This window comes from Streptomyces sp. WY228 (assembly GCF_019287315.1).
GTDB lineage: Bacteria > Actinomycetota > Actinomycetes > Streptomycetales > Streptomycetaceae > Streptomyces > Streptomyces caviscabies.
This window is the reverse complement of sequence record NZ_CP079114.1, coordinates 5,142,693-5,168,631: the sequence shown is the minus strand read 5'-3', so window position 1 is coordinate 5,168,631 and position 25,939 is coordinate 5,142,693. Positions and strand designations below refer to the sequence as shown.

The window sequence follows — 25,939 nt, the reverse complement described above, 5'->3', positions numbered from 1 at the left end:
GTCAGTCAACCTCCTCAACCGTCACGAGGTGGCGGACGGTGTGCACCATTCCGCGGAACTCGGGGCGGTCCTCCTTGACAACCGAGTCGTTCAGGCGCTTGAGCCCGAGCGAACGCAGGGTGTCGCGGTGGTTCTGCTTGCTGCCGATGTACGACTTCGTCTGCGTGATCTTGAGGCGAGCCATTACGCACCCGCTCCCGCACGTGCACGAAGCAGAGCCGCGGGGGCGACGTCCTCGAGGGGCAGACCGCGGCGGGCCGCGATCTCCTCGGGACGCTGCAGGCCCTGGAGGGCCGCCACGGTCGCGTGCACGATGTTGATCGCGTTGGACGAGCCAAGCGACTTCGACAGGATGTCGTGAACGCCGGCGCACTCGAGCACGGCACGCACCGGGCCACCGGCGATAACACCGGTACCGGGGGAAGCCGGCTTGAGCAGGACGACGCCCGCAGCCTTCTCGCCCGTGATCGGGTGAGGGATGGTGCCCTGGATGCGCGGGACCTTGAAGAAGTTCTTCTTGGCCTCTTCGACACCCTTGGCGATGGCCGCGGGAACTTCCTTGGCCTTGCCGTATCCGACACCGACGGTGCCGTCACCATCGCCCACCACGACCAGCGCGGTGAAGCTGAAGCGACGACCACCCTTCACAACCTTGGCGACGCGGTTGATCGCGACGACGCGCTCGACGTACGCGGTCTTCTCGGCGGCAGCGCCACCGTCACGGCCCTTCCGGTCCCGCCGCTCGCCGCCACCGGCACCGCTTCCGCGGCGCTGGGGTCCAGCCATTGGATTTACCTCTCTCTGTTACGTCCGCTGTGCGTAGGAACCGGGGCTTAGAACTTCAGCCCGGCTTCACGGGCGGCGTCAGCCAGAGCGGCAATCCGCCCGGCGTACTGGTTACCACCGCGGTCAAACACGACGGCCTCGACGCCTGCGGCCTTGGCGCGCTCGGCGACCAGGGCGCCGACCTGCTGGGCCTGGGCGCTCTTGTCACCTTCGCCACCACGGATCGAGGTGTCCAGGGTCGACGCCGACGCGAGCGTGTGGCCCGCGATGTCGTCGATGACCTGGGCCACGATGTGGCGGTTGGAACGCGTCACGACCAGACGGGGCCGCTCCGGCGAACCCGACAGGTGCTTGCGGACGCGGATGTGGCGCCGCTTGCGAGCAGCGCGCTTGTACGCGTCGCCCTTGGCGATCTTCACACCGTATGCCATGGCTACTTACCAGCCTTTCCGACCTTGCGGCGGATGACCTCGCCCGCGTACTTGACGCCCTTGGCCTTGTACGGGTCGGGCTTCCGCAGCTTGCGGATGTTGGCGGCTACCTCGCCGACCTTCTGCTTGTCGATGCCCTCGACGCTGAGCTTCGTGGGCGACTCGACCTTGAAGGTGATGCCTTCCGGAGCCTCGATGAGGATCGGGTGGCTGTAGCCCAGGGCGAACTCCAGGTTGGAGCCCTTCGCCTGGACGCGGTAACCGACACCGCTGATCTCGAGCGCCTTGGAGTAACCCGCGGTCACGCCGGTGATCATGTTCGCCACCAGCGTGCGGGACAGGCCGTGGAGGGCCTTGTTCTGACGCTCGTCGTTCGGGCGGGAGACGTTGAGCACGCCGTCCTCACCCTTGGAGACCTCGATCGGCGCGGCAACGGTGTGCGTGAGGGAACCCTTGGGGCCCTTCACGGCGACCGTACGGCCATCGATGGTGACGTCCACACCGGCGGGAACCTGGATGGGGAGCTTGCCGATTCGCGACATGAGCTTTCCTTCCTTTCCCGACTACCAGACGTAGGCGAGGACTTCCCCACCTACGCCCTTCTTGCCTGCCTGCTGGCCGGTCAGGAGACCGTGGGACGTGGAGATGATCGCCACGCCCAGGCCGCCGAGGACCTTCGGCAGGTTGGTGGACTTTGCGTAAACACGCAGACCCGGCTTCGAGATGCGCTTGATGCCGGCGATCGAGCGCTCGCGGTTCGGGCCGAACTTCAGCTCGAGGACGAGGTTCTTGCCGACCTCGGCGTCCTCGACCTTCCAGCCGGTGATGAAGCCCTCCTGCTGGAGGATCTCCGCGATGTGCGACTTGATCTTGCTGTGCGGCATCGAGACATCGTCGTGATATGCCGAGTTCGCGTTACGCAGACGCGTGAGCATGTCTGCGATGGGATCAGTCATGGTCATGAGTTGGCCTTCGGCCTCTCTCGCCGGGGTTTCCTGTATGCGCCATCCCTCTCCCCACTCAGTGGCGGGACGGGTGCGGTGCGGGGACCTACGGCGTAGTAAGTCGGTCTTGGGCGGCAGGCGCCCAACCCTTCAAGCCTACGGCATGAAAGGACGGGCTCCTGCCGACCCAGATGCTTACCGAGAGTCTCCGGAACTTCCCTTCGCCCTAGGGCGGAGGAGAGTTACCAGGAGCTCTTGGTCACGCCCGGCAGCTCGCCACGGTGAGCCATCTCACGAAGGCACACGCGGCACAGGCCGAACTTGCGGTAGACGGAGTGGGGCCGGCCGCAGCGCTGGCAGCGGGTGTACCCGCGAACGCCGAACTTCGGCTTACGGGCGGCCTTAGCGATCAGAGCCTTCTTCGCCACGGTCAGTTCTCCTTGAACGGGAAGCCGAGGTGACGAAGGAGGGCACGACCCTCGTCGTCGTTGGTCGCCGTGGTGACCACGGTGATGTCCATGCCCCGGACCCGGTCGATCTTGTCCTGGTCGATCTCGTGGAACATGACCTGCTCCGTGAGACCGAAGGTGTAGTTGCCACGGCCGTCGAACTGCTTCGGCGACAGGCCACGGAAGTCACGGATACGCGGCAGCGCGAGCGACAGCGTACGGTCCAGGAACTCCCACATCCGGTCACCGCGGAGGGTGACGTGGCAGCCGATCGGCTGACCCTCGCGCAGCTTGAACTGCGCGATGGACTTGCGGGCCTTCGTGACGGCCGGCTTCTGGCCGGTGATCGTGGTGAGGTCCTTGACGGCACCGTCGATCAGCTTGGAGTCGCGGGCGGCGTCGCCCACACCCATGTTGACCACGATCTTGACCAGACCGGGAACCTGCATGACGTTCTCGTACGAGAACTCCTCACGCAGCTTGCCGGCGATTTCCTCGCGGTAGCGCGTCTTGAGACGCGGCGCAGTGGTGGCAGTCATCAGATGTCCTCACCGGTCCGCTTGGCAACGCGGATCTTGTTGCCCTCGTCGTCAAAGCGGTAGCCGACGCGGGTGACAACCTTGTTGCCGTCCTTCTCCACAACCAGCTGAACGTTGCTGACGTGGATCGGGGCCTCGGTGGTGACAATGCCACCCGTCTGCGAACCGCGAGCCGTCTGACCGGCCTTGGTGTGCTTCTTGACCCGGTTGACACCCTCGACGAGGACGCGGTCCTGAGCGGGGTAGGCCACGATGACCTTGCCCTGCTTGCCCTTGTCCTTACCGGTGATGACCTGAACCAGGTCGCCCTTCTTGATCTTCATGCTTACAGCACCTCCGGCGCGAGCGAGATGATCTTCATGAACTTCTTCTCGCGCAGCTCCCGGCCCACCGGGCCGAAGATGCGGGTGCCGCGGGGGTCGCCGTCGTTCTTCAGAATGACGGCGGCGTTCTCGTCGAAGCGGATGTACGAGCCATCCTGACGACGACGCTCCTTGACGGTGCGAACGATGACGGCCTTGACGACGTCACCCTTCTTCACGTTGCCACCGGGGATCGCGTCCTTGACGGTGGCGACGATGACGTCACCGATACCCGCGTAGCGGCGACCCGAGCCACCGAGAACACGAATGGTGAGAATTTCCTTCGCACCCGTGTTGTCGGCGACGCGCAGTCGCGACTCCTGCTGGATCACGTCTATCTCCTGATCGTCTGCCGGTTCCCGGCGGGTGCCTCTCCGTTACCGGAGAGGCACCCCACCGAGCCTGGCGGAACTGACCCGAGGGGAGAATCCCTCAGGAATTACTTGGCCTTCTCGAGGATCTCGACGATGCGCCAGCGCTTCGAGGCCGACAGCGGACGCGTCTCCATGATGATGACGCGGTCGCCGACGCCCGCAGAGTTCTGCTCGTCGTGGGCCTTGAGCTTGTTGGTACGGCGGATGACCTTGCCGTACAGCGCGTGCTTGACGCGGTCCTCGACAGCGACGACGACGGTCTTGTCCATCTTGTCGCTGACGACCAGACCCTCACGGGTCTTGCGGAAACCGCGGTCGGTGTTCGTCTCAGTCACAGTCTTCTCGCTCATCAGGCGCTCTCCACCGTCTCGATGCCCAGCTCGCGCTCACGCATCAGGGTGTAGATCCGGGCGATGTCCTTACGGACGGACTTGAGCCGGCCGTGGTTCTCGAGCTGGCCCGTCGCCGCCTGGAAGCGGAGGTTGAACAGCTCTTCCTTGGCTTCGCGGAGCTTGTTGAGGAGCTCCTCGTCGCCCAGCTCGCGCAGCTCGGACGCCTTGGTACCGGCCGACATCACGACTCACCTGCCTCGCGCCGAACGATCCGGCACTTCATCGGAAGCTTGTGAGCAGCGCGGGTGAGCGCCTCACGAGCAATCTTCTCGTTCGGGTAGGACAGCTCGAACATCACCCGACCGGGCTTGACGTTCGCGATCCACCACTCGGGAGAACCCTTACCGGAACCCATGCGGGTCTCGGCGGGCTTCTTCGTCAGGGGACGGTCCGGGTAGATGTTGATCCAGACCTTGCCGCCACGCTTGATGTGACGGGTCATCGCGATACGAGCGGACTCGATCTGACGGTTCGTCACGTACGCCGGGGTCAGCGCCTGGATGCCGTACTCGCCGAACGCAACCTGCGTGCCACCCTTGGACATACCGCTGCGCTTCGGGTGGTGCTGCTTGCGGTGCTTGACCCTACGGGGGATCAGCATTTCGGTCAGGCCTCCGTTCCGGTGCTCTCAGCAGCCGGAGCAGCGGCGGCGTCGGCCTTGGGGGCCTCGGCTGCCGGCGACTGCTGCGGCTTACGGCCGCGACCGCCACGCTCGCCACCACGGCCACCGCGGCCGGCCGGGCGGTCAGCGCCGCCACGAGCCGGACGGTTACCGGCGCGGGCCGCGGCGTTCTCGGCGCGAACCTCGGCGATGTTCTTGACGTCGCCCTTGTAGATCCAGACCTTCACGCCGATGCGGCCGAAGGTCGTCTTGGCCTCGAAGAAGCCGTAGTCGACGTTCGCACGGAGCGTGTGCAGGGGCACACGGCCCTCGCGGTAGAACTCCGAGCGGGACATCTCGGCGCCGCCGAGGCGACCGCCGCACTGGATCTTGATGCCCTTGGCGCCGGCCTTCATCGAGCTCTGCATGCTCTTGCGCATGGCACGACGGAAGGAGACGCGGGAGGAGAGCTGCTCGGCGACGGCCTGGGCCACCAGCTGAGCGTCCACCTCGGGGTTCTTGACCTCGAGGATGTTCAGCTGGACCTGCTTGCCGGTCAGCTTCTCCAGCTCGCCGCGGATGCGATCGGCCTCGGCGCCACGGCGACCGATGACGATGCCCGGGCGGGCGGTGTGGATGTCAACGCGGACGCGGTCGCGGGTGCGCTCGATCTCGACCTTCGAGATGCCGGCCCGCTCCATGCCCTTCGTCATCATGCGACGAATGGCGACGTCTTCCTTGACGTAGTCCTTGTACAGCTTGTCGGCGTACCAGCGGGACTTGAAGTCCGTGGTGATGCCGAGCCGGAACCCGTGCGGGTTTACCTTCTGGCCCATTACCGGGTTCCTTCCTTGCTGCTGACGACCACGGTGATGTGGCTGGTCCGCTTACGGATCCGGTAGGCACGGCCCTGAGCACGCGGACGGAACCGCTTCAGGGTCGGGCCCTCGTCCACGTACGCCTCGCTGATGACCAGCGAAGAGGCGTCGGTGTGGTCGTAGTTGTGTGCAGCGTTGGCGATGGCGCTGTCCAGCACCTTGCCAACCGGCACGCTCGCGGCCTGCGGGGCGAAACGCAGGACCGCCTGAGCCTCCGTGGCATCCATGCCACGGATGAGGTCCACCACTCGGCGGGCCTTCATGGGCGTGACGCGGATGTACCGCGCCTGGGCCCTGGCTTCCATGGTTGTCCCTTCGGTGTAAGTCATAGTCGTTTCCACCCCGCGCTTAGCGGCGCTTCGACTTCCGGTCGTCCTTGACGTGGCCGCGGAAGGTGCGAGTCGGCGAGAACTCGCCGAGCTTGTGGCCGACCATCGACTCGGTGACGAACACCGGGACGTGGATCTTGCCGTTGTGCACCGCGATGGTGTGACCCAGCATGGCCGGGACGATCATCGAGCGACGGGACCAGGTCTTGATGACGTTCTTGGTGCCTGCCTCGTTCTGTACGTCCACCTTCTTGATGAGGTGGCCGTCGACGAAGGGCCCCTTCTTGAGACTGCGCGGCATCTAAACCCGCTCCTAGCGCTTCTTGTTCGTCTTGCGGCGGCGGACGATGTACTTGTTGCTCGCCTTCTTGGGAGAACGAGTACGACCCTCCTTCTGACCCCACGGCGAGACCGGGTGGCGTCCACCGGAGGTCTTGCCTTCACCACCACCGTGCGGGTGGTCAACCGGGTTCATCGCGACACCGCGGACGGTCGGGCGAACGCCCTTCCAGCGCATGCGGCCGGCCTTGCCCCAGTTGATGTTCGACTGCTCGGCGTTGCCGACCTCACCGATCGTCGCGCGGCAGCGCGCGTCGACCAGGCGGATCTCACCCGACGGCATACGAAGGTGGGCCATGGTGCCCTCCTTCGCCAGCAGCTGCACGGAGGCACCCGCGGAACGGGCGAACTTCGCGCCGCCGCCGGGCCGCAGCTCGATGGCGTGGATGGTCGTACCGACCGGGATGTTGCGCAGCGCCAGGTTGTTGCCGGGCTTGATGTCGGCGGTCGGACCGTTCTCGACACGGTCACCCTGCGACAGGCCACGGGGAGCGACGATGTAACGCTTCTCGCCGTCCGCGTAGTGCAGCAGCGCGATGCGCGCGGTGCGGTTCGGGTCGTACTCGATGTGCGCGACCTTGGCCGGCACGCCGTCCTTGTCGTGACGACGGAAGTCGATCACGCGGTAGGCGCGCTTGTGGCCACCACCCTGGTGGCGAACGGTCACACGACCGGCGTTGTTACGGCCGCCCTTGCTGTGCAGGGGGCGGACCAGCGACTTCTCCGGCGTGGACCGCGTGATCTCGACAAAGTCGGCGACGCTGGAGCCACGACGGCCCGGGGTCGTCGGCTTGTACTTGCGGATACCCATTTCTCAGTCCTCGTCCGATTCCGGACGACTCGGCCTCCGTTAGGAGGTCGGGCCGCCGAAGATGTCGATACGGTCGCCCTCGGCGAGGGTCACGATGGCGCGCTTCGTGTCGGCGCGCTTGCCGAAACCGGTCTTGGTGCGCTTGCGCTTACCCTGCCGGTTGATCGTGTTGACCCCGGTGACCTTGACCGAGAAGACCGCTTCCACGGCCTGCTTGATCTGGGTCTTGTTGGAGCCGGGCGCGACGATGAACGTGTACTTGTTCTCGTCGAGCAGCGCGTAGCTCTTCTCGGAGACCACGGGCTTGACGAGAACGTCACGCGGGTCCGAGTACGTCTTGCTGGTAACGGTCGCCTCGCTCATCAGGCGTCGCTCCCTTCGGTCTCAGCGGTCTGGGGGCCAGACACGAAGGACTCGAAAGCGGCCTGGGTGAAGACCACGTCGTCAGAGACGATCACGTCGTACGTGTTGAGCTGGCCCGGCTCCAGGATGTGCACCTGGGGCAGGTTGCGCGCGGACAGCCACGCGGCCTCGTCGGCGCGGTCGACGACCAGGAGCAGGTTCTGGCGCTCCGAGATCTTGCCGAGCAGCGTCTTGGCGGCCTTCGTGGAGGCGGCACCCTCGACCACGCCGGTGACGACGTGGATACGGGAGTGACGGGCCCGGTCCGAGAGGGCACCGCGCAGGGCGGCGGCCTTCATCTTCTTCGGGGTCCGCTGCGAGTAGTCACGCGGCTGCGGGCCGTGGACGACGCCACCACCGGCGAACTGCGGGGCGCGGGTCGAACCCTGACGGGCGCGGCCGGTGCCCTTCTGGCGGTAAGGCTTCTTGCCACCACCGCGGACTTCACCGCGGCGCTTGGTCTTGTGCGTGCCCTGACGGGCAGCCGCCAGCTGAGCGACAACGACCTGGTGGATCAGCGGAACGCTGGTCTTCGCGTCGAAGATCTCCGCGGGGAGGTCGACGGTACCGGCCTTGTCGCCTGCCGGCGAAAGGATGTCAATGGTGCTCATTACCTCAAGCCCCCTTGGCCGCGGTACGGACCAGGACGAGGCCGCCGTTCGGACCGGGGACCGCGCCCTTGATGAGGAGCAGACCCTTCTCCGCGTCAACCGCGTGGATGGTCAGGTTCTGGGTGGTGACGCGCTCGTTACCCATGCGGCCCGCCATGCGCATGCCCTTGAAGACACGCCCAGGGGTGGCGCAGCCACCGATGGAACCGGGGGAACGGTGCTTGCGCTGGGTGCCGTGCCCGGCGCCGAGGCCCTTGAAGTTGTGACGCTTCATGACACCGGCGAAGCCCTTGCCCTTGCTCTTGCCCGTGACGTCGACCTTGACGCCGGACTCGAACACCTCGGCAGTGACCTCCTGGCCCAGCGTGTACTCGCTGGCGTCAGGGGTGCGGAGCTCCACCAGGTGGCGGCGCGGGGTGACGTCGGCCTTGGCGAAGTGACCCTTGAGGGGCTTGTTCACCTTGCGCGGGTCGATCTCGCCGAAGGCGATCTGGACCGCTTCGTAGCCGTCGCTGTCGTTGGTGCGAACCTGCGTCACGACGCACGGACCGGCCTTGACGACGGTCACCGGGACAACCCGGTTGTTCTCGTCCCAGACCTGGGTCATGCCGAGCTTCTCGCCCAGGACGCCCTTGATGTTCTTGCTCATCTCGGCCCGTCCCCTCAGAGCTTGATCTCGATGTCGACGCCGGCCGGCAGGTCGAGACGCATCAGCGAGTCAACCGTCTTCGGCGTGGGGTCGAGGATGTCGATGAGGCGCTTGTGGGTGCGCATCTCGAAGTGCTCGCGAGAGTCCTTGTACTTGTGCGGCGACTTGATGACGCAGTACACGTTCTTCTCAGTGGGCAGCGGCACCGGGCCCGCGACCGACGCACCAGTGCGGGTCACCGTCTCGACGATCTTCTTCGCCGAGGAGTCGATGACCTCGTGGTCGTAGGCCTTGAGCCGGATGCGGATCTTCTGTCCCGCCATGGCTACTAGTAGTCCTGTCTCTCGTAACGCTCTGGAACCCGGGGGTTCTCTGGACTCCTCCTCCGACCCACGCGGTCGGGCGTGTCGCATCCCCTCTACGAAAATCTCCCGAAGGAGATCCCAACCAAGGGGGTGCGGGCCCTGAGACCGCGGAACCGGGGGCGGAACACCCACCGGGTGCCTGGCCGGCGCCCTGCATTGCTTCCCGGAAGATTCCCGTACGTCCGGCCCTGGGGGCCGACGAGTACTGTGGGACTCGCTTCCGGTCCTCCCGGCGGGAGGCGCGCAGCATTGACACTCAACCGAGCAACCTGGTCAGTGTGCCATACGGGGCGCGGGCCTGGCCAATCGAGTCGGGAATCCTACCCCGGCCGAGCGAGTACTCAAACGCGGGCGCGCATCCGGCGGCACCGAACCCCCCACGGACCTGACGACGCCGTCGACGCGTGTCCGGTGCGCAACCCCACACCCTGACCGGGCAACCCGCCCGCCCCTCCCTCCGTCTACTCCCCCGCAGGCGCGGCTCGACCGCCGCTGACCTGCGCACGGACCAAGGAGTACGCAGGACAGGGCGACCGTTCGCCCGCTGCGGGGGAAGCGGAAGCGGACGGAGCACCCGGCGTGACGGATCGATCTGCCCTGCCTCGGACGGACCTGCCCCGGCGGACCGGCCCGCCCCGGCGCACGGCTCTGCTCGCCGCCGGGGCCACCGCCGCGGCGGCCGCGCTCGCCGGATGTTCCGTGCCGGCGCCGCGCCGCCGGGGCCCGGTGCCCGATCCCGCGCCCGGGCTGGCGATCAGCAGGGCGCGGCGGGCGCTGCTGATGCAGCTGCTGGCCCACCCCGACGACGACCTGTACTTCATGAATCCGGCCGGGACCGGGCGCCTCGACGCCGGCCGCGCCCGGGCCGAGGCTGCTCGGGCTCGACCGGTTCACGCCCTGGCAGAAGTCCGTGGTCTCCCTGCGCGGCGGCCACCGGGCCGAGCTGAACATCCTGGTCGACGGGGTGCGCCGGGTCGAGCTGGTCTTCCTGAACACCGCGATGCACACCGCGCGCGGCCGTCTCGGGCTGCCCAGCCTCTGGCAGGACCGCCGGCTGGTGCTGCGTACCGTCGTCGCCGACGACTCGCCGCTGGAGCGGGCCGGCTCCTACACGTACGACTCCCTCGTCGACGTGCTCGTCGGGCTGCTGGAGGAGTACCGGCCGACGCTCGTGCACACCCTCGACCCGGACCCCGACCTCCAGTTCAGCAGCGAGTACGAGCGCCGCCGGGACAGCGAGCAGCACGGGTACTCCGACCACGCCGACCACACCGCCGCCGCCGGCTTCGCCTGGGCGGCCCTGATCCGCTGGGTGGCCGCCACGACGGGACGCGGGGAGCCGGTGCCCGGGTTCGTCGTCGCCGCGTTCCGCGGGTACTACAACCGGCACTGGCCCAAGAACCTGCCGCCCGCGGTGCTGGAGCGGAAGGCCTCCCACCTCGTCCCGTACGGCGGCGCACCCGACTGGGAGTGCGGCAACCCGTCCGGCTGCGGCGACTACAACGTCGGCGGCGACCGGCCGCTGACCAACCGCAAGGGCTGGGTCCGCTCCACCCAGCACCGCTACCCGGGCCCCCGGGCCGTCGTCGCCGCCGGCCCGGACGGGCGGCTCACCGTCTACGGGGTGCTGGGGCTGCGAGCCGTGCGGTGGAGCGAGAGCGCGCCCGGCAGCGGGCTCCGGGACGCGCCGGACGACCTCGGCGGCGGTCCGCTCGCCCCGGTGCTGGGCTCCGCGACGACGGCGGACGGGCGGCAGCTGCTGTTCGGGCTGCGGTTCGCGGCGCTCGGCGGACGGGGCGGGCCCGACGAGCGCGAGATCGTGCTCCTGGAACAGCGCTCACCGGACGGCCCCTTCCTGGCCTGGCGGGGGCTCGGCAACCCCGCGACGGGCCGCGACCACGGCCGCCGCACAGGGACACCGGTCGCCGTCACCGCGCCGGACGGCCGCGTCCACCTCTTCGTACGCAACGCGGAGAAGGGGCTCAGCACCCGGGTGCGCGACGCGGTCACCGGCCGTTGGAGCGGCTGGCGCGACATGGGCGGCGGCGAGGTGCAGGACGGGCTGAGCGCGGTCGTGGACGCGGCGGGGCGCGTCCATGTGTACGCGGCCGGGCACCACGCCGTGCACCACTGGACCCAGGACGCCCCGGGGGCGGATGTCACCGCCCGTACCCAGCTCACCGGCTCCCCCGTTCCCGCGCACGCGCCCGGCGCGCTCCCGGCGCCCGACGGGTCCGTGGAGCTGTACTACCGGCCGGCCGCACAGAAACGGCTCACCGCCGTCCGGGCCGACCCCGCCCCCGCGCCCCGCTTCGGCGGGTACGGTCCGGTGACCGCCGCCGCCGCGCCGGGCGGCGGCCCGGTCCTGCTCGGCCGCACCGCGGAGGGCCGGATCCAGCTGCGTACCGCCGAGGGCACTGCCGTACGGTCGCGGGGCCCGGTCGCCCTGGACGGCGCCGCCCTCCACCTCGGGGCGGGCGGGCGGCCCGTCGTCGTGGGGTTCGGGCCGGACGCGGCCCCCTGGGCCTGGCGCCCGCAGTAGCGACCGCGTCCCCCAACTCCCGCCCCATAACGCCGCGTTATGGCCAAACGTTAGTACCCCGCCCTCGTCGCGCTCCGGCACCCTGTTGCCCACCATCCCCCACGGACACGCCTACCCAGCGTGTCGCGCGAAACGAGGCATCATGCGCATATCCCGGCTCATGCCCGCTGTCGCCGCAGCAGCGGCCTGCGTCCTCTCGCTCTTCGCACCGTCCGCGACGGCCGCACCCGCGCCGCCGCTCCAGGACGCCCCGCCGCCCACCACCCAGATCATCGGCGGCGGCTACGCCCAGAACGCCCCCTGGGCCGCCCGGCTCTTCTCGAACGGCAGAGAGACCTGTTCGGCGACGATCATCGCCCCGACCTGGATCCTCACCGCCAAGCACTGCGTCACCGGCGGCGGCCTGTCGTTCCGCATCGGCAGCCTGGACCAGCACAGCGGTGGAGTCGTCGCGAACGGCGTCCAGACCTACACCCACAGCTCGGACCTGGCGCTGGTGCGCCTGGACCGTTCCGTGCAGGCCACCTACTCCCGCCTCGGCTCGCCCGGCTCGGTGAGCGTCGGGCAGAGCGTCCAGGTCTGGGGCTGGGGCGCGACCTCGCAGTGCGGCTCGGAGGCGAACTGCCAGTCGCGCTACCTGAAGGTGGCCAACGTGACGGTCACCGGCGGCTGCGGTGACGCGTACGGCGGCTCGGCGATCTGCGCCCGCCGCGGCAACGGCATCACCGCCGGCGGCGACTCCGGCGGCCCGATGACCGCCAACGGCATCCAGGTCGGTGTCGCCTCCACCAGCGACCGCCAGACCACGACCGCGTACACCAACGTCACCGCCTACCGCTCCTGGATCCAGTCGATCGCGGGCGTCTGACCGGACGCCCCACCCGGGACGGCGGGCACCTGACCGACCCGCCGTCCCCCTGAACCGTAGGGCCCCCTTACCTCTCCGCCCTGAGGTACCGGGGCCCTACATCCATCCCTGGCCCTTCGCCGTCCGCACGGTGCGCTCGGGCGCGGCCGGGAGGGTCAGCGCCGCCGCTCGCGCCGACCGCGTCCGAGCGGCACCACGGGCCACACCGCGGGCGACAGGAACGCGAAAGCGGCCGTCGCACCGGCCAGGACCAGGGAGGGAACCCCGGTCAGGTGGTCGCCGACGGCGGAGAGCAGCCGGGCGGGGCGGTCGCCCTCGGTGAGGACGCCCACCGCCAGGGTCAGCAGGCCGACGGCGACGACGGTCGCCGCGAGCACCGCCAGCAGCGCGCCCAGCCGTGCCGCCGGACCGGCGGGCCGCAGGTCGCGGTCCGGTCCGACGAGCACGGGCGTGAGGCTGCGTGCCGCGACCGGGCGGATCACGACGAGCCCGGCGAAGAGCGCGTACTGCCACCAGGCGACATGCTCGGTGAACTGCTCGGCGATGCCGATGCCTCTGACGGCAGCGGCGCTGGTGTTCACCACCCACACGATCCAGGCGGTGACGGCCGCGTGGGCCACCCGGTCGGCGAGCCGCGCTCCGCGCGCCTCTTCGGTCGTGTCCATGTCCTGTCCCCCTGCACCGACCGCGCACGAAGCGCCACAGTCCGATCACGCCGAAGGGCCCCGCGCCTCTTTCGAGGTGCGGGGCCCTTCTTGCGACTCAGTGAGCCACCAGGTCCAAGGACCAAGCAGAAACTACTTGATGATCTTGGTGACCTGGCCGGCGCCCACGGTCCGGCCACCCTCACGGATGGCGAACTTCAGGCCCTCTTCCATGGCGACCGGCTGGATCAGCGCGACGTCCATGAGGGTGTTGTCACCCGGCATGACCATCTCGGTGCCCTCGGGAAGGGTCACAACGCCCGTCACGTCCGTGGTACGGAAGTAGAACTGCGGGCGGTAGTTGTTGAAGAACGGGGTGTGACGGCCACCCTCGTCCTTCGACAGGATGTAGGACTGCGCCTGGAACTCGGTGTGCGGGGTGACCGAGCCGGGCTTGATGATGACCTGGCCGCGCTCGACGTCCTCGCGCTTGATGCCACGGAGGAGCAGACCGACGTTCTCACCGGCCTGGCCCTCGTCGAGCAGCTTGCGGAACATCTCGATGCCGGTGACCGTGGTGGTGGTCTTCTCGGTCTTGATACCGACGATGTCGACGGTCTCGTTGACCTTCAGGACACCACGCTCGATGCGGCCGGTGACGACCGTACCGCGACCGGTGATCGTGAAGACGTCCTCGATGGGCATGAGGAACGGCTTCTCGACGTCACGCTCGGGCTGCGGGATGGCCTCGTCGACAGCCTTCATCAGGTTGAGGACGGACTCACCCCACTCCTTGTCGCCCTCGAGCGCCTTGAGCGCCGAGACCTTGACGACCGGAACGTCGTCGCCCGGGAACTCGTACTCGGAGAGGAGCTCACGGACCTCGAGCTCGACGAGCTCCAGGATCTCCTCGTCGTCCACCATGTCGGCCTTGTTCAGGGCGACGACGATGTAGGGGACGCCGACCTGGCGGGCCAGGAGGACGTGCTCCTTGGTCTGCGGCATCGGGCCGTCGGTGGCGGCGACCACGAGGATGGCGCCGTCCATCTGCGCGGCACCCGTGATCATGTTCTTGATGTAGTCCGCGTGACCGGGGCAGTCGACGTGCGCGTAGTGACGCGACTCCGTCTGGTACTCGACGTGCGCGATGGAGATGGTGATACCGCGCTGGCGCTCTTCGGGAGCCTTGTCGATCTGGTCGAAGGCCGAGGCCTCGTTCAGGTCCGGGTACGCGTCGTGCAGCACCTTGGTAATGGCGGCCGTGAGGGTCGTCTTACCGTGGTCGATGTGACCGATGGTGCCGATGTTGACGTGGGGCTTAGTCCGCTCGAACTTTGCCTTCGCCACTGGGGTCCTCCTGAGTGGTTCTGTACGCCTTGCTTCATCGGCGCCAGGTGATCTTTGCTGGGGTGCCGGGGCCGGGGGCATTCCGCACAGTGCTCGCGCGCTGTGCGACATGCCCGCCCGGCTCCGGTGACAAGCCTAAAGCGTGAGCTCGGGAGAGTTACTCGCCCTTGGCCTTCGCGATGATCTCCTCGGCGACGTTCCGCGGAACCTCGGCGTAGGAGTCGAACTGCATCGAGTAGCTTGCGCGACCCGAGGTCTTGCTGCGGAGGTCTCCGACGTAGCCGAACATCTCCGAGAGGGGCACGAGGCCCTTCACGACGCGAGCGCCGCTGCGCTCCTCCATGGCCTGGATCTGGCCACGGCGGGAGTTGAGGTCGCCGATGACATCGCCCATGTAGTCCTCGGGCGTGGTGACCTCGACGGCCATCATCGGCTCGAGGAGCACGGGAGAGGCCTTGCGGGCACCCTCCTTGAACGCCTGCGAACCGGCGATCTTGAAGGCGAGCTCCGAGGAGTCGACCTCGTGGTAACCACCGTCGAGAAGGGTGACGCGGACGCCGACCATCTCGTAACCGGCCAGGATGCCGAACTGCATGGCTTCCTGAGCACCCGCGTCCACCGAGGGAATGTACTCACGGGGGATGCGGCCACCGGTGACCTTGTTGACGAACTCGTAGGAGGCGTCGCCACCCTCGATGGGCTCAAGGGCGATCTGCACCTTCGCGAACTGGCCGGTACCACCAGTCTGCTTCTTGTGCGTGAAGTCGATGCGCTCGACGGCCTTGCGGATCGTCTCGCGGTAGGCGACCTGCGGCTTGCCGACGTTCGCCTCGACGCGGAACTCGCGCTTCATGCGGTCGACGAGCACCTCGAGGTGAAGCTCGCCCATACCACCGATGATGGTCTGGCCGGTCTCCTCGTCGGAGTGCACCTGGAAGGAGGGGTCCTCCTCCGAGAGGCGCTGGATGGCGACACCCAGCTTCTCCTGGTCGCCCTTGGACTTCGGCTCGATGGCGACCTGAATGACCGGCGCCGGGAAGTCCATGGACTCCAGGATGACCGGGTTCTTGTCGTCGCACAGCGTCTCACCGGTGGTGGTCTGCTTGAGACCCATGACGGCGATGATGTCGCCGGCGCCCACCGATGCGATCTCCTCACGCTTGTTCGCGTGCATGCGGTAGATCTTGCCGATGCGCTCCTTCTTGCCCTTGACGGAGTTCAGCACCGCGGTGCCGGCCTCCAGGCGACCGGAGTAGATCCGGACGAAGGTGAGCTTGCCGAGGTGCGGGTCGCTCGCGATCTTGAACGCCAGGCCGGAGAACGGCTCGTCGTCCGAGGGCTTGCGCGCGATGACCTTCTCCGGGTCCTTCACGTCGTGGCCCTCGATGGCCTCGACGTCCAGGGGGGAAGGCAGGTAGCGCACGACCGCGTCGAGCAGGGGCTGGACGCCCTTGTTCTTGAACGCGGTGCCACAGAACACCGGGGTGACCGTGACGGAGTCGGCGCTGCCCTTGGAGGCAAGGGTGATGCGGCGGATCGCCTCGTGCAGCTGCTCCTGGGTGGGCTCGGTGCCCTCCAGGTACAGCTCCATCATGGCGTCGTCGTTCTCGGCCACGGCCTCCAGGAGCTTGCCGCGCCACTCGGCGGCCGACTCCTTGAGGTTGTCCGGGATCTCGACGGTGTTGTACATCTCGCCCTTGGCGGCCTCTTCGGGGTACACGAAGGCCTTCATCGACACGAGGTCGACAACGCCCGTGAAGTCCGCTTCGGCGCCGATGGGGAGCTGCATGACGATCGGGGTCGCGCCGAGGCGGTCGATGATCATCTGGACGCAGCGGAAGAAGTCCGCGCCGGTGCGGTCGAGCTTGTTGACGAAGCAGATACGCGGCACGCCGTAGCGGTCCGCCTGACGCCAAACGGTCTCGGACTGCGGCTCGACGCCGGCGACACCGTCGAACACGGTGACAGCGCCGTCGAGGACGCGGAGCGAACGCTCCACCTCGACGGTGAAGTCGACGTGACCCGGGGTGTCGATGATGTTGATGGTGTGGTCAACATCGTTGAGCGGCCAGTGACAGGTCGTCGCGGCGGACGTGATCGTGATGCCGCGCTCCTGCTCCTGCTCCATCCAGTCCATCGTGGCAGCGCCGTCGTGGACTTCACCGATCTTGTAGCTCACACCGGTGTAGAAGAGGATCCGCTCAGTGGTGGTCGTCTTCCCCGCGTCGATGTGGGCCATGATCCCGATGTTGCGGACCTTGGCCAGGTCAAGCGAAGTGGTGGCCATGAGGCTCAATCTTCTCTCGGTCTCGATGGGGGTAGCGACTACCAGCGGTAGTGCGCGAAGGCCTTGTTGGACTCGGCCATCTTGTGGGTGTCCTCACGCTTCTTGACCGAAGCGCCGAGGCCGTTGGAGGCGTCGAGCAGTTCGTTCATGAGGCGCTCGGTCATGGTCTTCTCGCGGCGGGCGCGGGAGTAACCGACGAGCCAGCGCAGAGCGAGGGTGGAGGCGCGACCGGGCTTGACCTCGATCGGCACCTGGTAGGTGGCGCCACCGACACGGCGGGACTTGACCTCGAGCGAGGGCTTGACGTTCTCAAGCGCGCGCTTCAGCGTGATGACCGGGTCGTTGCCGGTCTTCTCGCGGAGGCCTTCCATGGCGCCGTACACGATCCGCTCGGCGGTGGAACGCTTGCCGTCGAGGAGGATCTTGTTGATCAGCGAGGTGACAAGAGGAGAGCTGTAGACCGGGTCGATGATGACCGGGCGCTTCGGGGCGGGGCCCTTACGAGGCATTCTTACTTCTCCTTCTTGGCGCCGTAGCGGCTGCGGGCCTGCTTGCGGTTCTTGACACCCTGGGTGTCAAGGGAGCCGCGGATGATCTTGTAACGAACACCCGGCAGGTCCTTCACACGGCCACCACGCACGAGCACGATGGAGTGCTCCTGCAGGTTGTGTCCCTCACCCGGGATGTAGGCCGTGACCTCGATGCCGGAGGTCAGACGCACACGCGCGACCTTACGGAGCGCCGAGTTCGGCTTCTTCGGGGTGGTCGTGAACACACGCGTGCAGACACCACGACGCTGGGGCGAACCCTCGAGCGCGGGCGTCTTGTTCTTCTCGACCTTGTCCTGCCGGCCCTTCCGGACCAGCTGCTGGATCGTAGGCACTACTTCTCCGGTTTCTGTGTGCCGTTCGTGAAACTAACCTGGAACATCGCCGACCCACGCGGTCGGGTGTGTCGAATACTGCGGACTTCCGCCCTGCGGACAGAAGGGGCGCAGATTGCGGTGGCCACTGACGGACTCGCGATGCGGTTGATGACACGCACACGAGCCCAGGCACACCCCAGGCACAAGGCTTGAGCGTACCTACCTCACGGAGCTGGGTCAAAACAAATGCTGTCCACCCCGACGCACCGGACCTCACGCGCTCCTCGCCGGAAGCCGTGACCGCCCCTGTCCGGCCCCGTACCAGCGGTTCCGTGCCCGGGGGGGCCACCTCTCCCCCGTACCTTCGCGTACCGCCCGCGCAGACCCCCGCAAGGGCGACATCACGCCGGAGGGCGGCCACCCCGTTGCGTACGGGGTGACCGCCCTTCGGTCGTTCAAGCGACTCGCTTACTGGTTGTACGGACCGTAGTCGTAGTCCTCCAGCGGAACGGCCTGGCCGGAGCCGGTACCGAACGGCGAGTAGTCGATGTCGTCGTAGCCGACGGCCGAGTACATCGCGGCCTTGGCCTCCTCGGTCGGCTCGACCCGGATGTTGCGGTAGCGGGACAGGCCCGTACCGGCCGGGATGAGCTTACCGATGATGACGTTCTCCTTGAGGCCGATCAGGGAGTCCGACTTGGCGTTGATCGCCGCGTCGGTCAGAACCCTGGTCGTCTCCTGGAAGGACGCCGCCGACAGCCACGACTCGGTGGCGAGCGAGGCCTTGGTGATACCCATCAGCTGCGGACGGCCGGAGGCGGGGTGACCGCCCTCGGTGACCACACGACGGTTCTCGGTCTCGAACTTCGACCGCTCGACCAGCTCGCCCGGAAGCAGCTCCGCGTCGCCGGACTCGATGATCGTCACCCGGCGCAGCATCTGCCGGATGATGATCTCGATGTGCTTGTCGTGGATCGACACGCCCTGCGAGTTGTAGACCTTCTGGACTTCGCCGACCAGGTGGACCTGGACCGCACGCTGGCCGAGGATGCGCAGCACGTCGTGCGGGTTGGTCGCACCGACGGTGAGCTTCTGGCCCACCTCGACCGCGTCGCCCTCGCCCACGAGCAGACGGGCACGCTTCGAGATCGGGAACGCCGTCTCGTCGCTGCCGTCGTCCGGGGTGACGACGAGCTTCTTGGTCTTCTCGGTCTCCTCGATCCGCACGCGGCCCTTGGCCTCGGAGATCGGGGCGACACCCTTGGGCGTACGGGCTTCGAAGAGCTCGACGACACGGGGCAGACCCTGGGTGATGTCGTCACCGGCCACACCACCGGTGTGGAAGGTACGCATCGTCAGCTGGGTACCGGGCTCACCGATGGACTGGGCGGCGATGATGCCGACCGCCTCACCGATGTCGACCAGCTTGCCGGTGGCGAGCGAGCGTCCGTAGCAGAAGGCACAGGTGCCGACCGCGGACTCACAGGTCAGGACCGAGCGGGTCTTGACCTCCTCGACGCCGGCGCCCACCAGGGCGTCGATCAGGACGTCACCGAGGTCGACGTTGGCAGGCGCGATGACCTTGCCGTCCACCACGACGTCCTCGGCGAGCATGCGGGCGTAGACCGAGGTCTCGACGTCCTCCGTCTTGCGGAGCACGCCGTCGGCGCCCTTGACCGCGATCTTCAGCTTGAGGCCGCGGTCGGTGCCGCAGTCCTCCTCGCGAATGATCACGTCCTGCGAGACGTCCACCAGACGACGGGTCAGGTAACCCGAGTCGGCGGTACGCAGGGCGGTGTCCGCCAGACCCTTACGGGCACCGTGCGTGGAGATGAAGTACTCCAGAACGGTGAGGCCCTCGCGGAAGGACGCCTTGATGGGACGGGGAATCGTCTCGTTCTTGGCGTTCGACACCAGACCACGCATACCCGCGATCTGACGCATCTGCATCATGTTTCCTCGGGCGCCCGAGTCGACCATCATGAAGATGGGGTTCGTCTTCGGGAAGTTCGCGTTCATCGCCTCGGCAACCTCGTTGGTCGCCTTGGTCCAGATCGCGATGAGCTCCTGCGTGCGCTCGTCCTTGGTGATCAGACCGCGCTCGTACTGCTTCTGGACCTTCTCGTCCTGGTCCTCGTAGCCCTTGACGATGGCCTTCTTGGCCTCGGGCACGACGACGTCGGAGATGGCCACGGTGACGCCCGAACGGGTCGCCCAGTGGAAGCCCGCCGCCTTCAGGTTGTCGAGCGTCGCCGCCACGATGACCTTGGGGTAGCGCTCGGCCAGGTCGTTGACGATCTCGGAGAGCTGCTTCTTGCCCACCGAGTAGTCGACGAACGGGTAGTCCTCGGGCAGCAGCTCGTTGAAGAGCGCGCGGCCCAGGCTGGTCCGCAGCCGGAAGGTGTCGCCGGGCTGGTACTCCGGCTCGCCCTCCTCGGCGACCGGCGGCACCCAGCCACGCGGCGGCATGGTGCCGACCGGGAAGCGGATGTCGACCTTCGCCTGGAGCGACAGCTCGCGGGCGTCGAAGGCCATGGTGGCCTCGGCCGTGGAGCCGAACGCGCGGTCCGTGCCCTTGACGTTGCGGCCCTCTTCGTCCGTGGTGAGGAAGAAGAGACCCAGCACCATGTCCTGGGTCGGCATGGTGACGGGACGACCGTCGGCCGGCTTCAGGATGTTGTTCGAGGACAGCATCAGGATGCGGGCCTCGGCCTGCGCCTCCGCGGAGAGCGGCAGGTGCACGGCCATCTGGTCACCGTCGAAGTCCGCGTTGAACGCGGTGCAGACGAGCGGGTGGATCTGGATGGCCTTGCCCTCGACCAGCTGCGGCTCGAAGGCCTGGATGCCGAGGCGGTGCAGGGTGGGTGCACGGTTCAGCAGCACCGGGTGCTCGGCGATGACCTCTTCGAGGACGTCGTACACGACGGTGCGGCCACGCTCGACCATGCGCTTGGCCGACTTGATGTTCTGCGCGTGGTTCAGGTCCACCAGGCGCTTCATCACGAACGGCTTGAACAGCTCCAGCGCCATCGCCTTCGGCAGACCGCACTGGTGCAGCTTGAGCTGCGGACCGACGACGATCACGGAACGCGCGGAGTAGTCCACGCGCTTGCCGAGGAGGTTCTGACGGAAACGACCCTGCTTGCCCTTGAGCATGTCGCTCAGGGACTTCAGGGGGCGGTTACCGGGACCGGTGACCGGGCGACCGCGGCGGCCGTTGTCGAACAGCGCGTCGACGGCCTCCTGCAGCATCCGCTTCTCGTTGTTCACGATGATCTCGGGGGCACCGAGGTCGAGGAGACGCTTGAGGCGGTTGTTGCGGTTGATCACACGGCGGTACAGGTCGTTCAGGTCGGAGGTCGCGAAGCGGCCACCGTCCAGCTGCACCATCGGACGCAGGTCCGGCGGGATGACCGGGACGCAGTCGAGCACCATGCCCTTGGGCTTGTTGCTGGTCTGCAGGAACGCCGAGACGACCTTGAGGCGCTTGAGCGCACGGGTCTTCTTCTGGCCCTTGCCGGTACGGATGATCTCGCGGAGGCGCTCGGCCTCCTCGTCGAGGTCGAAGGACTCCAGGCGCTTCTGCAGCGCGGCGGCGCCCATGCAGCCGTCGAAGTACGTGCCGAAGCGGTCACGCAGCTCGCGGTAGAGCAGCTCGTCGCCCTCCAGGTCCTGGACCTTGAGGTTCTTGAAGCGGCTCCACACCTCGTCGAGGCGGTCGATCTCGCGCTGCGCACGGTCGCGCAGCTGCTTCATCTCACGCTCGGCGCCTTCGCGCACCTTGCGGCGCACGTCGGCCTTGGCGCCCTCGGCCTCCAGCTCGGCCAGGTCGGTCTCGAGCTTCTTGGCGCGGGCCTCCAGGTCGGAGTCGCGGCGGTTCTCGGTCTGCTGGCGCTCGACGGAGACGTGGGCCTCCAGGGACGGCAGGTCGCGGGTACGACGCTCCTCGTCCACGAACGTGATCATGTACGCGGCGAAGTAGATGACCTTTTCCAGGTCCTTCGGCGCGAGGTCCAGCAGGTATCCGAGGCGCGAGGGAACGCCCTTGAAGTACCAGATGTGGGTGACGGGAGCGGCAAGCTCGATGTGGCCCATCCGCTCACGACGCACCTTGGCGCGAGTGACCTCGACGCCGCAGCGCTCGCAGATGATGCCCTTGAAGCGGACACGCTTGTACTTGCCGCAGTAGCACTCCCAGTCCCGGGTCGGACCGAAGATCTTCTCGCAGAAGAGTCCGTCCTTTTCGGGCTTGAGCGTGCGGTAGTTGATGGTCTCCGGCTTCTTGACTTCGCCGTGCGACCAGGTCCGGATGTCGTCCGCGGTGGCAAGGCCGATCCGCAGCTCGTCGAAGAAGTTGACGTCGAGCACTTGTCGTCAATCCCTCTTTCGGGGTCTCGTCTCAATCAATGGTCTGAACGGGTCCGGGGAGGGCCGGCCGCCTCGGGATGAGGCGGCCGGCCGGCCCGTCAGACCTCTTCGACGCTGCTCGGCTCGCGCCGGGACAGGTCGATACCGAGTTCCTCCGCCGCGCGGAAGACGTCCTCGTCCGTGTCGCGCATCTCGATGGACATGCCGTCCGAGGACAGCACCTCCACGTTGAGGCAGAGCGACTGCATTTCCTTGATGAGCACCTTGAAGGACTCGGGAATGCCGGGCTCGGGGATGTTCTCGCCCTTGACGATGGCCTCGTAGACCTTCACGCGGCCGGTCACGTCGTCGGACTTGATCGTCAGGAGCTCCTGGAGGGCGTACGCGGCGCCGTAAGCCTCAAGGGCCCACACCTCCATCTCACCGAAGCGCTGACCACCGAACTGCGCCTTACCACCCAGCGGCTGCTGGGTGATCATGGAGTACGGGCCGGTCGAGCGCGCGTGGAGCTTGTCGTCGACCAGGTGGTGCAGCTTGAGGATGTACATGAACCCGACCGAGACCGGGTCCGGGAACGGCTCGCCGGAGCGGCCGTCGAACAGCTGGGCCTTGCCGGAGGGCTGGACCAGCCGGTCGCCGTCGCGGTTGGGGATCGTGGCCTCGAAGAGACCGGAGATCTCGTCCTCGCGCGCACCGTCGAAGACGGGCGTGGCGACGTTGGTGCCGGGGGCGACCTGGTCGGCGCCGATGGCCTGCAGGCGCTGGGCCCACTCGTCACCGAGGCCGGAGACGTCCCAGCCGCGGCTGGCGAGCCAGCCGAGGTGGATCTCCAGGACCTGTCCCGGGTTCATTCGGGACGGGACACCCAGCGGGTTGAGGATGATGTCGACCGGGGTGCCGTCCTCCAGGAACGGCATGTCCTCGATCGGCAGGATCTTGGAGATGACGCCCTTGTTGCCGTGACGGCCGGCGAGCTTGTCACCATCGGTGATCTTGCGCTTCTGCGCGACGTAGACGCGGACCAGCTGGTTCACGCCCGGCGGCAGCTCGTCGCCCTCTTCGCGGTCGAAGACGCGGACGCCGATGACCTTGCCGATCTCGCCGTGCGGCACCTTCAGCGAGGTGTCGCGCACCTCGCGCGCCTTCTCACCGAAGATCGCGCGGAGCAGGCGCTCCTCGGGGGTCAGCTCGGTCTCGCCCTTGGGCGTGACCTTGCCGACGAGGATGTCGCCGGCGACGACCTCGGCGCCGATCCGGATGATGCCGCGCTCGTCGAGGTCGGCGAGGACCTCTTCGGAGACGTTCGGGATGTCCCGGGTGATCTCCTCCGGGCCGAGCTTGGTGTCACGGGCGTCGACCTCGTGCTCCTCGATGTGGATCGAGGAGAGGACGTCGTCCTGCACGAGGCGCTGCGACAGGATGATCGCGTCCTCGTAGTTGTGACCCTCCCACGGCATGAACGCCACAAGCAGGTTCTTGCCGAGGGCCATCTCACCGTTCTCGGTGGCGGGTCCGTCGGCGAGCACCTGGTCGGCAATGATCCGGTCGCCCTCGGAGACGACGACCTTCTGGTTGACCGAGGTGCCCTGGTTGGAGCGCATGAACTTGGCGATGCGGTACGTGGTGTACGTGCCGTCGTCGTTCGTGACGGTGATGTAGTCCGCGGAGACCTCCTGGACCACACCGTCCTTCTCGGCCTTGAGGACGTCACCGGCGTCGGTGGCGCAGCGGTACTCCATGCCGGTGCCGACCAGCGGGGCCTCCGACTTAATCAGCGGCACCGCCTGACGCATCATGTTCGCGCCCATGAGGGCACGGTTGGCGTCGTCGTGCTCCAGGAAGGGGATCATCGCGGTGGCGACGGACACCATCTGGCGCGGCGAGACGTCCATGTAGTCGACGTCCGTGCCGGGCACGTAGTCGACCTCTCCGCCACGACGGCGGACCAGGACGCGGGGCTCGGTGAAGCGCAGCTCGTCGTTGAGGGTCGCGTTCGCCTGGGCGATGACGAAGCGGTCCTCCTCGTCGGCCGTGATGTAGTCGACGTCATCGGTGACCTGGCCGTCGACGACCTTGCGGTACGGCGTCTCGATGAAGCCGAACGCGTTGACGCGGCCGTACGAGGCGAGCGAACCGATCAGACCGATGTTCGGGCCTTCGGGGGTCTCGATCGGGCACATGCGTCCGTAGTGGGACGGGTGCACGTCGCGGACCTCGAAGCCGGCCCGCTCACGGGAGAGACCACCCGGGCCAAGAGCCGACAGACGGCGCTTGTGGGTGAGACCCGACAGCGGGTTGTTCTGGTCCATGAACTGCGACAGCTGGCTGGTGCCGAAGAACTCCTTGATGGAGGCGACGACCGGCCGGATGTTGATCAGGGTCTGCGGCGTGATCGCCTCGACGTCCTGCGTGGTCATGCGCTCACGCACGACGCGCTCCATCCGCGCCAGGCCCGTACGGACCTGGTTCTGGATGAGCTCGCCGACGTTGCGCAGACGACGGTTGCCGAAGTGGTCGATGTCGTCGGTCTCGACGACGATCTCCCGGCCCGACTCGCCGGTCGTCTCGGTCTCACCGGCGTGCAGCTTGACCAGGTACTTGATGGTCGCGATGACGTCGTCGGTGGTGAGCACCCCGGCGTCCAGCGGCTCATCGGCGCCGAGCTTCTTGTTCACCTTGTAGCGGCCGACCTTCGCGAGGTCGTAGCGCTTCGGGTTGAAGTAGAGGTTCTCGAGCAGCGTCTGAGCGGCCTCGCGGGTCGGCGGCTCGCCCGGACGCAGCTTGCGGTAGATGTCGAGCAGTGCGTCGTCCTGGCCCTGGGTGTGGTCCTTCTCCAGGGTGGCGCGCATCGACTCGTACTCGCCGAACTCCTCCAGGATCTGCTCGGTGGTCCAGCCGAGCGCCTTGAGGAGGACGGTGACCGACTGCTTGCGCTTGCGGTCGATGCGGACACCGACCATGTCGCGCTTGTCGATCTCCATCTCCAGCCAGGCACCCCGGGACGGGATGATCTTGGCGGAGAAGATGTCCTTGTCGGACGTCTTGTCGATGGAGGAGTCGAAGTAGACACCCGGCGAGCGGACCAGCTGCGACACGACGACACGCTCGGTGCCGTTGATGACGAAGGTGCCCTTGTTGGTCATGAGCGGGAAGTCGCCCATGAAGACCGTCTGGGACTTGATCTCGCCGGTCTCGTTGTTGGTGAACTCGGCCGTGACGAAGAGCGGCGCGGCGAACGTGAAGTCGCGCTCCTTGCACTCGTCGATCGAGTTCTTCGGGGGCTCGAAGCGGTGGTCGCGGAACGTAAGCGACATCGACCCGGAGAAGTCCTCGATCGGTGAGATCTCCTCGAAGATCTCCTCCAGGCCGGACTTGGTGGGGACGTCTTGTCCACTGTCCAGAGCAGCCTCGACGCGAGCCTTCCAGGCGGCGTTGCCGAGGAGCCAGTCAAAGCTCTCGGTCTGCAGCGCGAGGAGGTTCGGAACCTCGAGGGGCTCCTTGATCTTTGCAAAAGAGATGCGCAGCGGGGCGGTGCTGGCACCGTTGTTCGTATTCGCGGTCGAGGCGTTGCGCGAGGCGGCCAAGAGGGGGTCCTTCCGAGGGCTCGGACTCACTACGCGCGTACCGGTCCCACTCTGGACACAAAGACAGGCCGTTCCGAATCGGTCGCAAACGACCAGGTCGGAGGGGGTCGGTCATCGGTGCTTCAGCGTGGGCATGCCCCTGGTGACGGGCAGGAGGCAGCTAACAGGCAGC

At 67.3% G+C, this 25,939-nt stretch carries 29 protein-coding genes; 2 read left to right on the top strand and 27 right to left on the bottom strand.

The window, feature by feature from the left end; translation table 11 throughout:
* Position 1 precedes the first annotated feature (1 nt).
* The 20 genes from rpmD to rpsJ form a co-directional block, all read right to left on the bottom strand.
* Positions 2-184, bottom strand: a complete 183-nt coding sequence (rpmD, locus tag KV381_RS22755; RefSeq protein WP_003966943.1) for a 50S ribosomal protein L30 — start codon at positions 182-184, stop codon at positions 2-4.
* Entirely contained in the window at positions 184-786 is a 603-nt protein-coding gene (rpsE, locus tag KV381_RS22750) for a 30S ribosomal protein S5 (protein WP_030084329.1), read from the bottom strand. Before rpsE ends, rpmD begins: the two co-directional genes overlap by 1 nt.
* Positions 787-833: 47 nt before the next feature.
* Positions 834-1,217 carry a 50S ribosomal protein L18 gene (gene rplR, locus KV381_RS22745; protein ID WP_003966945.1) on the bottom strand — a complete coding sequence of 128 codons (384 nt, stop codon included), beginning with the start codon at positions 1,215-1,217 and terminating at the stop codon, positions 834-836.
* A 2-nt stretch (positions 1,218-1,219) separates the two neighbouring features.
* Positions 1,220-1,759 (bottom strand): 50S ribosomal protein L6, encoded by a 540-nt coding sequence (gene rplF / locus KV381_RS22740; protein WP_007446727.1) that lies wholly within the window; start codon positions 1,757-1,759, stop codon positions 1,220-1,222.
* A 21-nt stretch (positions 1,760-1,780) separates the two neighbouring features.
* The gene (gene rpsH / locus KV381_RS22735) at positions 1,781-2,179 is read right to left on the bottom strand and encodes a 30S ribosomal protein S8 (protein ID WP_007446728.1); all 399 of its coding nucleotides are present in this window, start codon (positions 2,177-2,179) and stop codon (positions 1,781-1,783) included.
* 224 nt (positions 2,180-2,403) lie between these two features.
* Positions 2,404-2,589: a type Z 30S ribosomal protein S14 gene (locus KV381_RS22730; protein ID WP_003948630.1), complete on the bottom strand. Its 186-nt coding sequence runs from the start codon at positions 2,587-2,589 to the stop codon at positions 2,404-2,406.
* A gap of 2 nt (positions 2,590-2,591) precedes the next feature.
* On the bottom strand, positions 2,592-3,149 hold the full coding sequence (gene rplE, locus KV381_RS22725; RefSeq protein ID WP_003966948.1) for a 50S ribosomal protein L5: 558 nt from the start codon (positions 3,147-3,149) through the stop codon (positions 2,592-2,594).
* On the bottom strand, positions 3,149-3,472 hold the full coding sequence (gene rplX, locus KV381_RS22720) for a 50S ribosomal protein L24 (RefSeq protein ID WP_003966949.1): 324 nt from the start codon (positions 3,470-3,472) through the stop codon (positions 3,149-3,151). The genes rplE and rplX overlap by 1 nt, the downstream gene beginning before the upstream one ends.
* Before the next feature lie 2 nt (positions 3,473-3,474).
* Positions 3,475-3,843 carry a 50S ribosomal protein L14 gene (gene rplN, locus KV381_RS22715; protein WP_003966950.1) on the bottom strand — a complete coding sequence of 123 codons (369 nt, stop codon included), beginning with the start codon at positions 3,841-3,843 and terminating at the stop codon, positions 3,475-3,477.
* A 107-nt stretch (positions 3,844-3,950) separates the two neighbouring features.
* Positions 3,951-4,235, bottom strand: coding sequence for a 30S ribosomal protein S17 (gene rpsQ / locus KV381_RS22710; protein ID WP_018960204.1), 285 nt, complete (start codon positions 4,233-4,235; stop codon positions 3,951-3,953).
* Positions 4,235-4,459 carry a 50S ribosomal protein L29 gene (gene rpmC, locus KV381_RS22705; protein ID WP_003966952.1) on the bottom strand — a complete coding sequence of 75 codons (225 nt, stop codon included), beginning with the start codon at positions 4,457-4,459 and terminating at the stop codon, positions 4,235-4,237. The genes rpsQ and rpmC overlap by 1 nt, the downstream gene beginning before the upstream one ends.
* Positions 4,459-4,878, bottom strand: a complete 420-nt coding sequence (gene rplP, locus KV381_RS22700; RefSeq protein WP_003966953.1) for a 50S ribosomal protein L16 — start codon at positions 4,876-4,878, stop codon at positions 4,459-4,461. Before rplP ends, rpmC begins: the two co-directional genes overlap by 1 nt.
* 5 nt (positions 4,879-4,883) lie before the next feature.
* Entirely contained in the window at positions 4,884-5,714 is an 831-nt protein-coding gene (gene rpsC / locus KV381_RS22695) for a 30S ribosomal protein S3 (protein WP_003966954.1), read from the bottom strand.
* A complete protein-coding gene (gene rplV / locus KV381_RS22690; protein ID WP_004571827.1) occupies positions 5,714-6,061 on the bottom strand; it encodes a 50S ribosomal protein L22 in 348 nt (115 codons plus the stop codon). The genes rpsC and rplV overlap by 1 nt, the downstream gene beginning before the upstream one ends.
* A gap of 43 nt (positions 6,062-6,104) precedes the next feature.
* Positions 6,105-6,386, bottom strand: a complete 282-nt coding sequence (rpsS, locus tag KV381_RS22685) for a 30S ribosomal protein S19 (protein ID WP_003966956.1) — start codon at positions 6,384-6,386, stop codon at positions 6,105-6,107.
* A 12-nt stretch (positions 6,387-6,398) separates the two neighbouring features.
* Positions 6,399-7,235, bottom strand: coding sequence for a 50S ribosomal protein L2 (rplB, locus tag KV381_RS22680; RefSeq protein WP_003966957.1), 837 nt, complete (start codon positions 7,233-7,235; stop codon positions 6,399-6,401).
* A 39-nt stretch (positions 7,236-7,274) separates the two neighbouring features.
* Complete coding sequence (gene rplW, locus KV381_RS22675) at positions 7,275-7,598, bottom strand: 50S ribosomal protein L23 (RefSeq protein WP_014154589.1); 324 nt, start codon at positions 7,596-7,598, stop codon at positions 7,275-7,277.
* On the bottom strand, positions 7,598-8,248 hold the full coding sequence (gene rplD / locus KV381_RS22670) for a 50S ribosomal protein L4 (protein ID WP_003966959.1): 651 nt from the start codon (positions 8,246-8,248) through the stop codon (positions 7,598-7,600). Before rplD ends, rplW begins: the two co-directional genes overlap by 1 nt.
* Before the next feature lie 4 nt (positions 8,249-8,252).
* On the bottom strand, positions 8,253-8,897 hold the full coding sequence (gene rplC / locus KV381_RS22665; protein ID WP_003966960.1) for a 50S ribosomal protein L3: 645 nt from the start codon (positions 8,895-8,897) through the stop codon (positions 8,253-8,255).
* Positions 8,898-8,911: 14 nt separating this feature from the next.
* Positions 8,912-9,220 (bottom strand): 30S ribosomal protein S10, encoded by a 309-nt coding sequence (gene rpsJ / locus KV381_RS22660; protein WP_003948644.1) that lies wholly within the window; start codon positions 9,218-9,220, stop codon positions 8,912-8,914.
* Positions 9,221-10,172: 952 nt separating this feature from the next.
* Between rpsJ and KV381_RS22655 the strand changes: the two genes are divergently transcribed.
* Together KV381_RS22655 and KV381_RS22650 are read left to right on the top strand one after the other, a co-directional pair.
* Positions 10,173-11,804: a PIG-L family deacetylase gene (locus KV381_RS22655; RefSeq protein ID WP_373461226.1), complete on the top strand. Its 1,632-nt coding sequence runs from the start codon at positions 10,173-10,175 to the stop codon at positions 11,802-11,804.
* A 142-nt stretch (positions 11,805-11,946) separates the two neighbouring features.
* Entirely contained in the window at positions 11,947-12,672 is a 726-nt protein-coding gene (locus KV381_RS22650) for a trypsin-like serine protease (protein ID WP_030084316.1), read from the top strand.
* 155 nt (positions 12,673-12,827) lie between these two features.
* Here KV381_RS22650 and KV381_RS22645 read toward each other — a convergent pair whose 3' ends face one another.
* From KV381_RS22645 to rpoB, 7 genes are all read right to left on the bottom strand, one after another.
* The gene (locus KV381_RS22645) at positions 12,828-13,337 is read right to left on the bottom strand and encodes a hypothetical protein (RefSeq protein WP_103538114.1); all 510 of its coding nucleotides are present in this window, start codon (positions 13,335-13,337) and stop codon (positions 12,828-12,830) included.
* 132 nt (positions 13,338-13,469) lie between these two features.
* A complete protein-coding gene (gene tuf, locus KV381_RS22640) occupies positions 13,470-14,663 on the bottom strand; it encodes an elongation factor Tu (RefSeq protein ID WP_003966968.1) in 1,194 nt (397 codons plus the stop codon).
* Positions 14,664-14,820: 157 nt separating this feature from the next.
* Positions 14,821-16,950, bottom strand: a complete 2,130-nt coding sequence (fusA, locus tag KV381_RS22635; RefSeq protein ID WP_030084314.1) for an elongation factor G — start codon at positions 16,948-16,950, stop codon at positions 14,821-14,823.
* A 38-nt stretch (positions 16,951-16,988) separates the two neighbouring features.
* Positions 16,989-17,459 carry a 30S ribosomal protein S7 gene (gene rpsG / locus KV381_RS22630; RefSeq protein WP_003966970.1) on the bottom strand — a complete coding sequence of 157 codons (471 nt, stop codon included), beginning with the start codon at positions 17,457-17,459 and terminating at the stop codon, positions 16,989-16,991.
* A 2-nt stretch (positions 17,460-17,461) separates the two neighbouring features.
* Positions 17,462-17,833, bottom strand: coding sequence for a 30S ribosomal protein S12 (gene rpsL / locus KV381_RS22625; protein WP_003948652.1), 372 nt, complete (start codon positions 17,831-17,833; stop codon positions 17,462-17,464).
* Between the two features lie 450 nt (positions 17,834-18,283).
* Positions 18,284-22,183: a DNA-directed RNA polymerase subunit beta' gene (locus tag KV381_RS22620; RefSeq protein WP_030084311.1), complete on the bottom strand. Its 3,900-nt coding sequence runs from the start codon at positions 22,181-22,183 to the stop codon at positions 18,284-18,286.
* 98 nt (positions 22,184-22,281) lie between these two features.
* The gene (gene rpoB / locus KV381_RS22615; RefSeq protein ID WP_030084309.1) at positions 22,282-25,767 is read right to left on the bottom strand and encodes a DNA-directed RNA polymerase subunit beta; all 3,486 of its coding nucleotides are present in this window, start codon (positions 25,765-25,767) and stop codon (positions 22,282-22,284) included.
* Positions 25,768-25,939: the final 172 nt, after the last annotated feature.